Annotated in this window: 16 protein-coding genes and 1 tRNA gene; 5 read left to right on the forward strand and 12 right to left on the reverse strand. The window is 38.9% G+C overall.

The features are described 5' to 3' along the window. Positions 1 to 22: 22 nt before the first annotated feature. From E0W68_RS00430 to E0W68_RS00475, 10 genes are all read right to left on the reverse strand, one after another. A tRNA-Thr gene (locus E0W68_RS00430) sits at positions 23 to 96 on the reverse strand. A 79-nt stretch (positions 97 to 175) separates the two neighbouring features. Next, positions 176 to 442, reverse strand: coding sequence for a hypothetical protein (locus E0W68_RS00435; RefSeq protein WP_135217444.1), 267 nt, complete (start codon positions 440 to 442; stop codon positions 176 to 178). Positions 443 to 500: 58 nt separating this feature from the next. Further along, a complete protein-coding gene (locus E0W68_RS00440) occupies positions 501 to 1,463 on the reverse strand; it encodes a type I phosphomannose isomerase catalytic subunit (protein ID WP_135217445.1) in 963 nt (320 codons plus the stop codon). Position 1,464: 1 nt separating this feature from the next. Next, entirely contained in the window at positions 1,465 to 1,875 is a 411-nt protein-coding gene (locus tag E0W68_RS00445) for a 6-pyruvoyl trahydropterin synthase family protein (RefSeq protein ID WP_135217446.1), read from the reverse strand. A gap of 6 nt (positions 1,876 to 1,881) precedes the next feature. Next, positions 1,882 to 2,418, reverse strand: coding sequence for an isopentenyl-diphosphate Delta-isomerase (idi, locus tag E0W68_RS00450; protein ID WP_135217447.1), 537 nt, complete (start codon positions 2,416 to 2,418; stop codon positions 1,882 to 1,884). A 186-nt stretch (positions 2,419 to 2,604) separates the two neighbouring features. Next, complete coding sequence (locus tag E0W68_RS00455) at positions 2,605 to 2,757, reverse strand: DUF2256 domain-containing protein (RefSeq protein ID WP_135217448.1); 153 nt, start codon at positions 2,755 to 2,757, stop codon at positions 2,605 to 2,607. Beyond that, positions 2,732 to 4,039, reverse strand: a complete 1,308-nt coding sequence (locus E0W68_RS00460; RefSeq protein ID WP_135217449.1) for an ABC1 kinase family protein — start codon at positions 4,037 to 4,039, stop codon at positions 2,732 to 2,734. Before E0W68_RS00460 ends, E0W68_RS00455 begins: the two co-directional genes overlap by 26 nt. A 3-nt stretch (positions 4,040 to 4,042) precedes the next feature. After that, on the reverse strand, positions 4,043 to 4,702 hold the full coding sequence (locus tag E0W68_RS00465) for a TetR family transcriptional regulator C-terminal domain-containing protein (RefSeq protein WP_135217450.1): 660 nt from the start codon (positions 4,700 to 4,702) through the stop codon (positions 4,043 to 4,045). Between the two features lie 122 nt (positions 4,703 to 4,824). Beyond that, positions 4,825 to 6,378, reverse strand: a complete 1,554-nt coding sequence (locus tag E0W68_RS00470) for an NAD(P)/FAD-dependent oxidoreductase (protein WP_135217451.1) — start codon at positions 6,376 to 6,378, stop codon at positions 4,825 to 4,827. Between the two features lie 140 nt (positions 6,379 to 6,518). Continuing rightward, positions 6,519 to 7,574 carry a DUF2891 domain-containing protein gene (locus E0W68_RS00475; protein ID WP_135217452.1) on the reverse strand — a complete coding sequence of 352 codons (1,056 nt, stop codon included), beginning with the start codon at positions 7,572 to 7,574 and terminating at the stop codon, positions 6,519 to 6,521. Between the two features lie 76 nt (positions 7,575 to 7,650). Between E0W68_RS00475 and E0W68_RS00480 the strand changes: the two genes are divergently transcribed. Beyond that, a complete protein-coding gene (locus E0W68_RS00480; protein WP_135217919.1) occupies positions 7,651 to 7,887 on the forward strand; it encodes a hypothetical protein in 237 nt (78 codons plus the stop codon). A gap of 113 nt (positions 7,888 to 8,000) precedes the next feature. Here the strand turns inward: E0W68_RS00480 and recQ are convergent, their stop codons facing one another. Next, the gene (recQ, locus tag E0W68_RS00485) at positions 8,001 to 10,196 is read right to left on the reverse strand and encodes a DNA helicase RecQ (RefSeq protein ID WP_135217453.1); all 2,196 of its coding nucleotides are present in this window, start codon (positions 10,194 to 10,196) and stop codon (positions 8,001 to 8,003) included. A gap of 88 nt (positions 10,197 to 10,284) precedes the next feature. Here recQ and E0W68_RS00490 point away from each other — a divergent pair, with 88 nt between their 5' ends. From E0W68_RS00490 to lptB, 4 genes are read left to right on the forward strand one after another with little or no spacing between them, the layout of a single operon-like run. Further along, positions 10,285 to 11,250, forward strand: coding sequence for a KpsF/GutQ family sugar-phosphate isomerase (locus E0W68_RS00490; RefSeq protein WP_135217454.1), 966 nt, complete (start codon positions 10,285 to 10,287; stop codon positions 11,248 to 11,250). Between the two features lie 3 nt (positions 11,251 to 11,253). Further along, positions 11,254 to 12,072, forward strand: coding sequence for a twin-arginine translocase subunit TatC (gene tatC, locus E0W68_RS00495; RefSeq protein WP_225990315.1), 819 nt, complete (start codon positions 11,254 to 11,256; stop codon positions 12,070 to 12,072). Between the two features lie 3 nt (positions 12,073 to 12,075). After that, the gene (locus E0W68_RS00500; RefSeq protein ID WP_135217455.1) at positions 12,076 to 12,429 is read left to right on the forward strand and encodes a carboxymuconolactone decarboxylase family protein; all 354 of its coding nucleotides are present in this window, start codon (positions 12,076 to 12,078) and stop codon (positions 12,427 to 12,429) included. Positions 12,430 to 12,452: 23 nt separating this feature from the next. Further along, positions 12,453 to 13,238, forward strand: coding sequence for an LPS export ABC transporter ATP-binding protein (lptB, locus tag E0W68_RS00505; protein ID WP_135217456.1), 786 nt, complete (start codon positions 12,453 to 12,455; stop codon positions 13,236 to 13,238). Here lptB and E0W68_RS00510 read toward each other — a convergent pair. Further along, positions 13,235 to 14,899, reverse strand: a complete 1,665-nt coding sequence (locus E0W68_RS00510; RefSeq protein WP_135217457.1) for an AAA family ATPase — start codon at positions 14,897 to 14,899, stop codon at positions 13,235 to 13,237. The genes lptB and E0W68_RS00510 overlap by 4 nt on opposite strands. Position 14,900 lies beyond the last annotated feature (1 nt).

A 14,900-nucleotide genomic window follows, 5' to 3' on the forward strand; every position in this document is an offset into this window, starting at 1 on the left:
CTGAAGCGTTTTTTTATTATTGAGCCGATGGAGGGACTCGAACCCACGACCTGCTGATTACAAATCAGCTGCTCTAGCCAGCTGAGCTACACCGGCATCTCAATTCGGGTGCAAATATAATCTTGAAACCCAAATTTCCAAAAAAAATTATATACTTTTTACAACTTATTTTCTACTAAAGTGCATTCACTTTTTCAACAAGCTGTTTAGCAGACTGTTCTAATTCCTGGTTTATTTGTTTAAAGTGTGCTTTTTGATTTTCTACGTCTTTTTGATTCACTTTTTTGATAAGTGTATCAAAAGTTGCAATAGCTTCATCTATTACAGCCTCCGATTCTTGTGTTGGTTTACCTGTAGTGGTCATCTCCCAAATGTAAACTGCCTCAATAATATCGCCTAATACATAGTTAATATCCTTTTTTAAATTTTTTACGCTTGCCATTTTCTGTTTTTATTAAAATTTCGGTACAAAATTACAACTATTACTTTAAGAAAGGCTGTTAAGAAATATATATTTCTAATAACGTTGCCTCTCCCGATAGCGAGTATTGTTTTAATCCCGCAGGAACAAGTATCGTATCGCCTTTTTTAAAGCGGTATTCCGTTCCGTTAACCATAAGGGTATATGTACCCTCAGTACAAATATAAACCGTAAAACTACTGCCGTCTTTCTCAACCGCTGCTTCACCCATTAATGGGAAATATGCTGTAGTAAAATAAGGGCAATCTACCATAATATTACCCGTGTTGGGCACTTGGGTATATTCTTTTTTAGTATCGGTAGTATTATAGTTCATCGCATCGAGAGCCTGTTGTACATGCAACTCGCGTGAGTTACCATTGGCATCTACCCTGTCCCAGTCATAAATACGGTAGGTTATATCGCTGGTTTGTTGTATTTCGGCTATAACAATACCGGCACCAATGGCGTGTATGGTTCCTGTTTCTAAAAAGAAAACATCGCCTGCTTGTACAGGAACTTCATTCAGTATCTCAATAAGGTTTTTATTTTCCAGATGTGCCACATACTCTTCAGGGCTTGATTTTTCTTTGAAACCTACAATTATCCTTGCACCTTCATCAGCCTGCATTACATACCACATTTCGGTTTTACCAAATGAGTTGTGGCGTTCTTTTGCCAGTTCGTCATTAGGGTGAACTTGTATCGATAAATCGTCGCGTGCATCCAGAAACTTAAACAATAACGGAAACTGAGCACCATATTGTTTATATACTCTGCTGCCCAAAATAGCTTCAGGGTAAGTATCCATTAATTCCGTTAATGGCTTACCTTCATAAACACCGTTTTTTACCACACTCACATCACCCGAAACATCCGATAGCTCCCAGCTTTCGCCGGTGGTTTCAGTAGGTATATTTTTGCCTAAATCACTCCTAAGCTTAGTACCTCCCCAAATCCTGTCTTTCAGGATGGGTTCAAAAATTAACGGATACAATTCCATATTACTCTCCTTTATAGGTTACAAAATTTCTCGGGGTTTCATATAGTACTACTTCCAGTTCCATAGCCACGTCTATGCGTTTTCTTATCCTGTTCCATATTACTACTACAATATTCTCGGCAGTAGGGTTCAAGTCTGCAAATTCAGGTACATCAAGGTTCAGGTTCTTATGGTCAAACGCATCCTCTACCTGGTCCTTAATAATATCTTTCAATACTTTTATATCTATAACATACCCCGTTTCGGGGTCTATATCGCCCGTTACACTCACAATAAGTTCGTAGTTATGACCATGAAAGTTGGGGTTGTTACACTTCCCGAAAACAGCATCATTACGCTCCTCCGTCCAGTCAGGACGGTACAGGCGATGCGCGGCATTAAAGTGGGCTTTTCTGCTTACGGTTACTTTCATAAAGCTTTATTGAATTGGATTTTTATGTTCTTCGAGATAATGATAAAACTCATCAAATATTATTTTAAACCACGCGGTGTATATATCCGGGTTGGCTTTCATATCTTCCTTTACGGCTTCTATACCCATCCATTTCCAACTCTCTGCTTCCTCCTTGTTAATATTGGGGGTATCATCATAATAGCCTATCATTACATGATCCAGTTCGTGCTCAGTAAGACCGTTATCAAAAGGAGCTTTGTATATAAATGAGAATAATTCTTTCAGTTCAGTCTGTATCCCCATTTCTTCCATCAGTCTGCGGTTACCCGCCTGCAAGTTGGTTTCTCCCTCGCGCTGGTGGCTACAAGTGGTGTTAGTCCATAGCAAAGGCGAATGGTATTTTTGCGCTGCGCGCTGTTGCAGCATAATTTCATTTTTAGAGTTGAGTATAAATACCGAAAAAGCTCTGTGCAACAATGCTTTTTCATGTGCCTCCATTTTAGGCATGAGCCCTATTTGCTCGTCCTTCTCATTTACCAATATTACTTTTTCTTCTGTCATAGTATGCTTATAGCTCTCAAAAATAAGAAATTATTCGGGGAAATACAGGCGATATACCGCTAACCTTTATCGGTTGTAAAAAATTAAAAACATATTGTTTAAATAGTATCAGTATTTTATTTTGCTGTAAAGAAAAACCCGCATGTAGCGGGTCTTCAATCAATATAAATTCTAAAAACATAAAGATTATTTATTACGGCAGGCATCGCTGCAATATTTTACCGCCTCCCAGTTTTTTGCCCATTTTTTACGCCAGGTAAACTCCCGACAACAAACAGGGCATATCTTAGAGGGAAGATACGATTTATTCCCTTTACTTGAGGTATTTTTCGAAGGCATAAATATCAATCCGCGACCTGAGGTCGAACAACAAACTGTATAGTCCGAAAAAGGTACGGTTTACATATATAAAGTGTTTTGAACCCCGATTACCATTCATTTTGCGTAATGTTTTATCATTAGCAAATTTCTCGCTTAGTGCTGCTATTGCATTACTAAAGTCCGGTTTACCAAAATCGAAATGTGTATGGTTATAAGGCTCTACAAATACGGTTAATAATTCTTTAAATAAATTGAAGAAATAAGCCTCATCTTCTGCCGAATCTTCTTTATGCAATACATCGAGCTGATATAGCTTTTCTTTAAAAATAGCATCATCTGCAAGAGTAGCCGGTTGTATCAGTTCAAAATACGGCTCATAAAAATCTTGTGGTAATGCCTTCATACAGCCAAAATCAATAGCGATAAGGTTCCCTTCGTTGTCAATAAGGAAATTGCCCGGATGCGGATCAGCATGAAATTTTTTAAGACCATGTATTTGGTACATATAAAAATCATACAGCGTTTGCCCTACTTTATCGCGCTCTTCCTGCGAGTGTTCTTCCTTAGTCCATTCCGATAAATGTTTGCCTTCCATCCAGTCCATCGTAATAATCTTTTCGCACGATAGTTCGGGATAGTACTGCGGAAATTTTAAGTCAGGTAATATACCGCAAGCCTTTCGCACAGCTTCACTTTGTTGCAGTTCCAGTGTGTAATTGGTTTCTTCCATCAACTTCCCTTCAATTTCCTGAAAGTACTCATCAGATGTTCCCTGTAGGTTAAACATACGTATGGCAATAGGTTTTACCATTGCAATATCAGTACCTATACTCTCCCTGATACCAGGGTATTGTATTTTTACGGCAAGGTCTTTACCACCCTTTTTTGCCTTGTGTACCTGCCCTATGCTGGCTGCGTTTATACTTTCTGAATCAAACTCATCAAATAATACATAAGGCTCTACGCCAAAGTATTTTTTAAAGGTTTTCATTACTAATGGTGCCGAAAGTGGCGGTACAGAGAATTGGCTTAGCGAAAACTTATCTACATAGCTTTGCGGCAGCAGGTTTTTTTCCATACTAAGCATTTGCGCTACCTTTAGGGCACTACCTTTTAGTTCTTTAAGCCCGTCATAAATATCAGCAGCATTATCTTCATGCAGCTCATCTTTGGTAAGCTCCGGGTTTACCATTTTCTTACCATAATATTTCAGGTAATTACCACCTACTTTTACTCCGGTGGTTACCAGTTTGCTAACCCGTTCTATTTTATTAACGGGAATGGAATCCAGCCTTTTCATATATTAAGCTGTAAATTTTTCTTTCCATAAAAACTTGCCCAAATCAAACAGGCTTTGCAATGGTGTGTTATACACCAAGTCTGACGATGCTTTTACCGATTTTTCGATAAATATATCTGTTTTTTCAAAACCGGGCGAGGTATCCTTCATCCAGAATTTAAATACCGACAGGAATTGTAACCATGCCGCTTCGCGAAGTGCATTACTTTGTGCCTTGTCTGCACGTTCATTTTGCATCTCAAAAGGTTTATCCAGCACTTCGGCAGCATAGGCAGTAAACACTTTTCGAAGTTCTTTCATTTTAAGCAGGCTACGCAACGATGAATTGTCGTTGTCCATAAGGTACATGATGAAACTGCGATTTGCTGTTGCCAATTCAAAAAAGGTAAAGTAAAAAGCAGATAGTTTTTGTGTGCCGCCATACTCCGCATAATTGGGCGATTGCTGCAACATTTCGAGTGTATAGGTAAACATCTCTGTAAAATAGTGATGCTCTAATGTTTCGAAAGAATTGAAAAAGGCATAAAAATCAGCCTCCTCAAAGCCATTATCTTTAGCAAACTTATATACCGTAGCCGGGCGACTGCCATTCATAAGGCAATAGTCCGTATATCTCGCTATAATGTCTGATTTAGTCGGTGTTTTTATTTTTTTTGTTGCCATAGTAGTACGTATTTTGTTCAACAAATTTACTAAATGGTAAAGCAACAATATGTTGAACGCGTGTTAATTATCGTTCAAAAATTTTGAAAGTTCAGAAAGTTGATTACTGTTCATGCAATATTTTAAACACACTTCAATGCGCACTTCTCTCCGTCTATAGCTGCCGAGATAATACCGCCCGCGTAGCCCGCCCCTTCACCACAAGGATACAGCCCTTTTATTTGTACATGCTCCAGTGTTTCAGCATCGCGCGGAATGCGTACCGGCGATGAGGTTCTCGATTCGGGTGCGTGCAGTATGGCTTCGTTAGTAAGGTAACCGCGCATTGATTTACCGAACTCTATAAAGCCTTCGCATAAGGTTTGTGTAATAAAATTAGGAAACACCTGCCCTAATTCTACCGAAGTAGTACCCGGAACATAGGAGGTTTTAGGAATATCTATCGATACTTTGCTTTGCGTAAAATCGACCATACGCTGTGCAGGCACACGTTGCGTTTCGCCCGCCAAATGCCATGCCTGTTGCTCGATAGCTTTTTGGAATTCCATTCCTGCTAAAGCACCAAATTTGGCAAACGGCTTAAAGTCTTCGAGTTTTAATTCTACTACTATACCCGAGTTGGCTGTTTCCTGGTCGCGCTTGGAGGGCGACCAACCATTGGTTACCACCTCGCCGGGGCTGGTAGCACAGGGCGCGATAACCCCACCGGGGCACATGCAGAAAGAGTACATTCCTCTGCCTCTTACTTGTTTTACAATGGAGTAAGGCGATGGCGGTAAATAATCGCCCCTGCCTGTAGTAATATCACAACTGTATTGAATGCTGTCTATCAAGCTCTGCGGATGCTCGGCCCGAACGCCAAGCGCAAAGGGTTTTGCCTCTATATATATCTTTTTTCGGTCTAATAATTCAAATATATCCCGAGCAGAATGTCCTGTGGCAAGTATTATTTTATTTGCTTTAATACTATCATTATTTTGGGTAGTAACACCTTCTACCCTATTGCCTTTTACTACTATATCGGTAACTCGGGTATCAAATAATACCTTTCCGCCATGTTCGATTATTTTTTCGCGTATGGCTTTAATAATATTCGGTAGTTTGTTTGTCCCAATATGCGGATGTGCCTCTACCAGTATATCGGGCGATGCACCAAAGGCTACAAACAGGCGGAGTATCCTGTCAACATCGCCACGTTTTTTAGAACGGGTATAAAGTTTTCCGTCAGAATAGGTTCCGGCACCGCCTTCGCCATAACAGTAGTTAGAATCTTGGTTTACAATATGGTCGCGGTTAATGGCTTTCAGGTCGCGGCGGCGTGCCTGTACATCTTTACCACGCTCTAAAACAATGGGTTTTATACCCAGTTCTATCAACTGTAATGCTGCAAATAGCCCCGCAGGTCCTGCTCCTATAATAATTACCTCACGAGCATTGCTTACATCTTTATACTCCGGCAGGGGTATGGCTGTTTCCTGATACTCTTCATGATAATATACCGCTACTTTCAGGTTTATTTTTACTGTTTTTTGGCGGGCATCTATAGAGCGTTTTAGTATTACCAAATGGTTTATTTCACTTGGGCTGATATGCATTAGCTTAGCAACATGATCGGTAAGTAACGGCATTTGTGCAGCAACCTCCGGGGCAACCTGTATCTGGAGTTCTCTTGGCATGGCGCAAAATTAAGACATTTTTTGTCATTGAGAAGAACCAAGCACTCTTTTCATATCATAGATATTGCCACGCCCCAATGCGTTACACTCGCAATGACGGGAAGGAGTTTAAACTGAATGCTGAGACCGATTACTGAAAGCTACTTGCCCTTCTCCTCAAAAGCATATAATGCAAAACTTGCCAACCAATGCTCGCCTGCATAATCGCCATCTACTATAGCGGGTAATGAGTGCATAAGGTGTTTATTGGCAAGGGCTTTCAAGTGCCCTAATTGCTTAGGGTATTGGTTGGCAAGACGATAAAAGTTCCAGGCACGGCTAAAGTTAAGCCCATCAAGGTGTACCAAATGCCCGTCGCTCCTGTCAGATACTTTACCCGGCTCCCAATCGTAATTTTTATTGAAAAGCGGGGGAGCAAAATCTTTCAGCCATTTCAGGAATTCCTTTTCAGGCAGTATGCGTTGCATAATCCCTGCCTCTTCCATACAAGGGGAAAGAAAATCAGTACCGCTGGGTTCCCATATAAAAGGGCAATCCACATCGTTTTTAAACAGTCGTAACGCATTTTCCCTAATACTGTTTTGTAACGGAACATTCTTGGTATGAATGGCATAGTCCCATGCGAACGACATCCCAAAAGCAGTATTGGTATGTGTACCCACCCTTAGCGGATAGTTTAACTTGGGTAAAAACTCAATATAACGTTCAGCAATTATATTACTTAAGGGTCGTAAGTTATCGGCTATTTTTTTTGCAAAAGGTTCATTATACGTATCCAGTTCCTGTTGCAATTTTAATAGCCATGCCCAGCCATAGGTACGCTCAAAAGACTTTTCGTGCTTTTTACTCAGGTATGCTATTTCCTGTGCGATATTCTCTTTAGATAAGTTTATTATGAGTTTGCTAATAACTTCTTCTTTCCTGTCAAGATTTGGGAATTGTTTTAATAAATATACTAAACTCCAATGCCCATGTACTGAGGAATGCCAGTCGAAACAGCCATAAAAAGCAGGGTGCAAAACTTTAGGGCCGGCTATCTCTGTGGAGTCGGCAAGTAACTGGCTTAATTTGTTGGGATATTCCTGCTGGAGGCATTTAAGCGGTAAGCCGGCAAGACCATTGGCACGTTCTATGGTTAACTCCTGAGAAAAGGAAAGTGTTGTAACTAATACAACCAGATAGTATGTATATCGCATAAAGAATCTGTTTACTTCAAAGATATTTATTTTGATGACAAAGTTTATAACTTTACAGCTTTAAACTTTGGGATTTATAATGAGAAAAATAAAACTAATATGGGATTTTCGCGGTCCTGCCTCGGCAAAAACTGCCGAACATCACGAAATACACCTTAAAGAATATATTGCTATAGAAAAATTACCGCTCAATATTACGGGTTTTGATAGTATAAATGAGATGCATGCTATTGCATGGATGGTAGTAACTGATGATTTTATGATACCCGTGCGCGATGCTTTAAAACCGCATAGGGGGGAGATAGCCCCCTGACCCCCAAAGAGGGAAAATCGTATCAATAAAAAAGCCGAAACTTAGAGTTTCGGCTTCATATCATGTTATTTCATCTTCAATCGTTAAAAATTCCCCTTTGGGGGTTAGGGGGCTTAATTAGCTACTTCGCTGATAAACTTAATACGCATCAGTCGCAGCTCTTCGGTATCATAATCGCCGTCAAATTCTTTAAGGGCAGCTTTTATATTATCTGATTCCGATTCCATGAAATAATCCTGAATTTCCTCTTGCTGGTCTTCGTCCAGTATTTCGTCTATCCAGTACTTAATATTAAGTCGTGTTCCGGAATATACTATCTGCTCCATTTCCTTAAGCAAAGCATCCATATCAAGCCCTTTTGCCTTTGCAATATCATTTAAAGAGAGCTTCCTGTCAATATTCTGGATAATATACAATTTAAGTCCCGAATTTGCTCCTGTCGATTTTACTACAAGGTCATCGGGTCGCATAATATCATTATCCTCTACATAACGGGCTATAAGTTCCACAAATTCTTTACCGTATTTCTTAGCTTTACCTTCGCCTACGCCATGCACGCCGCTTAATTCCTCTACCGTAATAGGATATTTTAACGCCATATCTTCCAGCGAGGGGTCTTGGAAAACCACAAACGGCGGTACACCCAGTTTTTTAGCTACTTTTTTACGCAAGTCTTTCAGCATTCCGATAAGTACCTCATCTAACACTGCCGAAGATTTTGATGTAGTTACCGCAGTTTCTTCATCCTTTTCACCATAATCGTGATCTTCGCTCATCATAAAAGATTCAGGGTTTGCTATAAACTCTTCTCCCTTAGGCGTAAGTTTTATAACACCATACGATTCTATATCTTTAGAGAGGTATCCCTCTACCAATACTTGTCTTATGAGTGCCATCCAAAATTTTTCATCAAAGGCTGCTCCTTTACCAAATATAGGATGTGCATCTGTTCTATGAGATTTTATAACCGCATTTACTTTACCCAAAAGGGTAAATATAACTTCTTTAGCTTTATAGGATTGGCGTGTTTCCCTAACGGTTTCCAGTAAAGTTACTACCTGGCCTTTTGCCTCAACTTTCTTTTTCGGGTTACGCACATTATCATCCATATCGGCACCTTCGCCTGTTTCTTCATCAAATTCTTCTCCGAAATAATGGAGCAGGAATTTTCTTCGTGACATTGAGGTTTCTGCATACGCTACAACTTCTTGCAATAATGCATAGCCTATCTCTTGTTCCGCTATGGGTTTGCCCGACATGAATTTTTCAAGCTTTTCAATATCTTTATAGGAGTAATAGGCTAAACAATGTCCCTCGCCCCCGTCGCGACCGGCACGACCGGTTTCCTGATAATAACTTTCGAGCGACTTGGGTATATCGTGATGAATAACGAAACGTACATCGGGCTTATCGATACCCATACCGAAGGCAATGGTTGCCACTACCACATCTACATCTTCCATAAGGAACATATCCTGATGCCTGGCACGGGTTTTACCATCTAATCCTGCATGATAGGGCACCGCGCTGATACCGTTTACTTGTAGTACCTGTGCTATTTCTTCTACTTTTTTACGGCTAAGACAGTATATAACTCCTGATTTGCCTTTATACTGCCTGACAAAGCGGATGATGTCCGACTCTATATTTTTTGTCTTAGTCCGCACTTCATAGTATAGGTTCGGTCTGTTAAATGATGCCTTAAAAGTATTGGCATTGGGCATATCAAGGTTTTTCAGTATGTCTTCCTGCACTTTGGGCGTGGCGGTTGCCGTTAGCCCTATTACAGGCACATCGCCCAGTTGTTTTATTATATTTCTCAGGTTACGGTACTCCGGGCGAAAATCATGCCCCCATTCTGATATACAATGCGCTTCATCAATAGCTACAAAAGAAATATCAACACCTTTAAGGAAGTTTACATACTCCTCTTTTGTAAGAGATTCGGGAGCAACATATAAAAGTTTTGTAAGCCCTGAGGTTATATCTTGCTTAACTTGATTTATTTCGGTTTTGGTAAGCGAGGAGTTTAGCACATGAGCAACCCCGAACTCTGAAGAGAGGCTGCGAATAGCATCTACCTGATTCTTCATAAGGGCAATTAGGGGCGAAACTACAATGGCAGTACCATTCAGTACCAGCGCAGGCAATTGATAACACAATGACTTCCCGCCGCCTGTAGGCATGATAACAAATGTATTGTGACCGGAAATTATACTCGTAACAACATCCTCCTGTAGGCCTTTAAATTTGTTAAAACCAAAATACTTTTTTAACTCTTTATATAAGTCAATTTCGGTTGATTTCATTATTTATTAATAGTAATTTACATAAATTTGCAGAACCTAAATATACAAAAATCTTTAATACGCACAACTTTTTAAACATTAACAAAGTTTGACAAATACAGACTCCATAATGGCTTCTGCCAAAAAAACAATACTTTCTGAAAGTCAGAGCATTGCCGCTTTAGTACAATATATCGACATTGATTTTGTTAAAACTACAGAAACAATTTACAACAGCAAAGGTCGCGTTGTAGTTACCGGAATAGGCAAAAGCGCTATTATTGCTTCAAAAATAGTGGCTACTTTCAACTCAACAGGTACACCTTCACTTTTTTTGCATGCATCAGAAGCAATACATGGCGACCTTGGCATAGTACAGCCCGGCGATGTAGTTATATGTATTTCTAAAAGTGGTAACAGCCCTGAGATTAAAGTACTCGCACCTTTGTTAAAGCGTTATGGTAATGTACTTATAGGTATGACTGCGAATAAGGATTCTTTTTTAGCCAAACAATCCGATTATGTACTGCATGCGTATGTAGAAGCGGAGTCTTGCCCAAACAACCTGGCTCCTACCAACAGTACAACGGCGCAGTTGGTAATAGGCGATGCTCTGGCGGTATGCCTCATGGAACTAAGGGGTTTTACGAGCGAAGATTTTGCAATATACCACCCGGGTGGCGCACTGGGCAAAAAATTGCTGTTGCGTGTAGGTGATATGCTGGACGATACCCACAAACCGCAGGTAAGTCCTGATTGCAGTATTAAAAAAGCAATTGTGGAAATATCTGAAAAAAGGCTTGGCGTTACAGCGGTATTAGAAAACGAAAAAATAGTAGGTATAATTACCGATGGCGATATAAGGCGGATGCTTAATGACAGGGATAATATAGCCGGCGTTACCGCTGCCGATATTATGACCCGAAACCCAAAAACAATAAAAACAACTGCAATGGCAACAGAAGCCCTTAACACCATGGAAAACTTTGCTATTACACAACTTGTAGTGGCAGATGATGGTATATATAAAGGAATATTGCATCTGCACGATATACTAAAAGAAGGAATCATCTAAAAAATGGCAAAAAAAGAGAAGAAGAATCTAAGCGAAATGTCTTTCATGGATCATTTGGAAGAGTTGCGCTGGTTATTAATAAGGAGCACATTAGCCATAGCTATTTGCGGTGCAGTGGCTTTTACTTTCAGCAATTTTATTTTTGACGAAATTATTTTTGCCCCTGTAAATGGTGATTTTGTTACCTATCGCTTTTTTTGCGACTTGGCAAATAAATATGATCTTGATAAGAGCTTTTGTATGGAAAAACTGCCGTTTGAGATACAAAGCCGTACTATGGACGGGCAGTTTTCTACCGATATATGGACCTCTATAGCAGCAGGTTTTATACTCGCCTTTCCCATCATATTATGGGAGTTTTGGAAATTTATACGACCTGCACTATATGATACGGAACGTAAATATGCCGTTGCCTTCTTATTCTCAACATCCATACTTTTCTTTTTAGGAGTATTATTCGGCTATTATGTTATTACACCGTTATCACTTAATTTTTTAGCCAATTACCAAATAAGCAATGTGGTTAAAAATGATATCGACCTACAATCGTACCTCAGTATTATAAAAACAACAGCTATATCGTGTGGCTTGATTTTTGAGTTGCCCATTATAATGTATTTCCTGTCTAAGGTAGGGTTGATTAGTGCGGCTACAATGCGAAACGGAAGGCGATATGCCTATGTTATTATGCTGATATTGGCTGCCGTAGTAACACCGCCTGATGTAGTGAGCCAAATAATTGTTAGTATCCCTTTAATGATATTATATGAACTAAGTATCATTATAGCTGCACGAATGGAAAAAAGAGCTAAAACCCAATAATGTATGGCTGATATAGTAGAAGAATTTAATGAGTACCGCCAAAAAATGAACGATAAGTTATTGGCGGATAATAATAAAATTATTAAACGTATCTTTAACCTTGACACCAATGCCTATATGGAGGGCGCACTTGATGTAAAGACGAAAGAACTGCTGGGGTTGGTAGCTTCGGCAGTACTGCGTTGCGACGATTGTATTAAGTATCATTTGGAAACCTGCCATAAAGAGGGATTGAACAAAGAGCAGGTTATGGAAGCCTTGAGTATAGCCACGCTGGTGGGCGGTACTATAGTAATACCACACCTGAGGCGAGCTTACGAATTTTGGGAGGCATTAGAAGATAATTCCAAAGCATAGGCAGTTATAAACCTTACACAACTATGATTTTAAGAGCAGATAATTTAGTAAAGACATATAAAGGGCGTAGTGTTGTAAAAGGCATTTCGGTACAGGTAGAACAAGGCGAAATTGTTGGGCTTCTTGGTCCTAACGGTGCCGGTAAAACCACTTCATTTTACATGATTGTAGGGTTGGTAAAGCCTAACAGCGGAAAAATTTACCTTGACGATATGGAAATTACTAATTTCCCGATGTACAAGCGTGCCCAAAACGGTATTGGCTACCTAGCACAGGAGGCTTCTGTTTTTCGTAAGTTGAGTATTGAGGATAACATATTAAGTGTATTACAGCTTACTAAACTTTCTAAAAAGGAACAGGAGGCAAAAATGGAATCGCTTATTGATGAGTTTTCGCTACAACATATTCGTACCAATCGTGGCGATTTACTATCGGGTGGTGAGCGCAGGCGTACCGAGATAGCACGTGCACTGGCTACCGACCCGAAATTTATTTTGCTCGATGAGCCTTTTGCAGGTGTTGATCCTGTAGCGGTAGAGGATATTCAGCGTATTGTAGCACAGTTAAAAAATAAAAACATCGGTATTCTTATTACTGACCATAACGTACAGGAAACCCTTGCTATTACCGATAAAACTTATCTGATGTTTGAAGGAGGTATCCTAAAAGCAGGTATGCCGGAAGAACTGGTAGAGGATGAAATGGTGCGTAAGGTGTACTTAGGGCAAAACTTTGAGTTGCGTAAAAAGAAACTTGATTTTCAGCATCGTATCGAAGAGGCTGAAATGAAGGAAGAGGATAATATTTAGTTTATATATTTACCTGCAAACTCGTCAAAAGGTATATCTGCTTCTTCCATAGTTGTAAGTATTTCACGTGTAATGGGAGCTATAGGAGCCGTTCTGTTAGCATGCTTTGTAAAACTTGTCCCAAAAACATTCCGTGCAAGGCGTGCATTTCCAAACTTATCTCCTTTATTAGCATATAAAATTGTAAATAACTCTTTTACTTTAGTATGCGCTGCTCCTGTTAATATAAAACCGGCTTTCTCTGCCATCTTTGAGTATATCTGCGTCAGTTCATCCCCATCATAATCCTTAAAGTAAAAATACTTCCCAAAACGAGATTGCAAACCAGGATTTGAATTAATAAAATGATTCATTTCATTCTCATAACCAGCTACAATTACTGCAAGATCTCCCCTATGGTCTTCCATTCTTTTCAAGATAGCAGCTATTGCTTCCGGTCCAAAATCATTACTGCTATTACTTTGGCTCAGTGCATAGGCTTCATCTATAAATAAAACACCATTCATAGCTTTTTTAATAACTTTATCTGTTTTTATAGCAGTTTGTCCAACATATCCGGCAACTAAACCACTACGGTCAGTTTCAACAAAATTATCTCCTGACAAAACTTCCATCTCACTATATATCCTACCTAGAATTCTGGCTATGGTAGTCTTTCCCGTACCCGGAGACCCCATAAAAACTGCATGAAGGGAAGATTTAAATTGAGGAAGACCTTCTTTATCCCTAAGTCTATTAATTTTTATAACATTTATAAGTGATTTAATATCCTCCTTAATATTATCTAAACCTATAAGATCATTAAGTTCATCTAATGCCGATATATTTTCAGTCTTTTGGGATTTAAAGTTTTTCTTTTTATCTAATTTAGACTCTTCTTTATTAATGTGGTCAAGATAATTGTTATTTATTTCCTTTAGATTTTCTATCTCATCTTTTGTTACTGTACCATCAGCCTTTACAACTATTTCAGCAAACTCATAAAGAGCTTTTTTTATAACATTAAGCTCATCTTCATCAAATAAAGGAAATGAATTTAAAGTAAAATCGCAATCGTAGGTCTCTAACATAGAGAAAAAAACTTTTTGACTATCATAGATTTTAATAAAAATTTCTACTATTTCTTCCTCCGGCAATGTTTTTAATGATTCCAGCGAATTACTATCTTCATCCCCAACAATTGTACTAGATAAAAGAGCAAAAGCAAATTTATACAATATTCCAAATTCTTCTCCTTTAGTAGCCAAAAGCAATATTTTAGTAAAATCCTCAATCACATAAGCACGATGATTAACTTCCATATCACTAATAATAGGATTAATATCATCTATTATACTCTGTATGTTGTTTACAAGTTTTTTATATGGACTTTCAAATATCTCTGACGATTTATACTGTGGTTTAAACAGTTTTATTATTTCTTCATTTTCAGATTGAATCGCAAAATTAGAAGCTGTCATTCCCTCATGATTTTCCATATCTATATTTGCGCCTCTAGAAATAATAAACTTGGCAAGCGACGTATGTCCATATGCACAGGCTATCATTAGAGATGTATTGCCATCTTCGTCTGTAATATTAATATCATCAACTTCTGTGAGACTTTGACGATATGAACGTATATTACCTGATTTTGCTGCTTTAAATAACTTTGAATTCATA

The sequence above is a fragment of the Flavobacterium salilacus subsp. salilacus genome, assembly GCF_004634195.1.
Lineage (GTDB): Bacteria > Bacteroidota > Bacteroidia > Flavobacteriales > Flavobacteriaceae > Flavobacterium > Flavobacterium salilacus.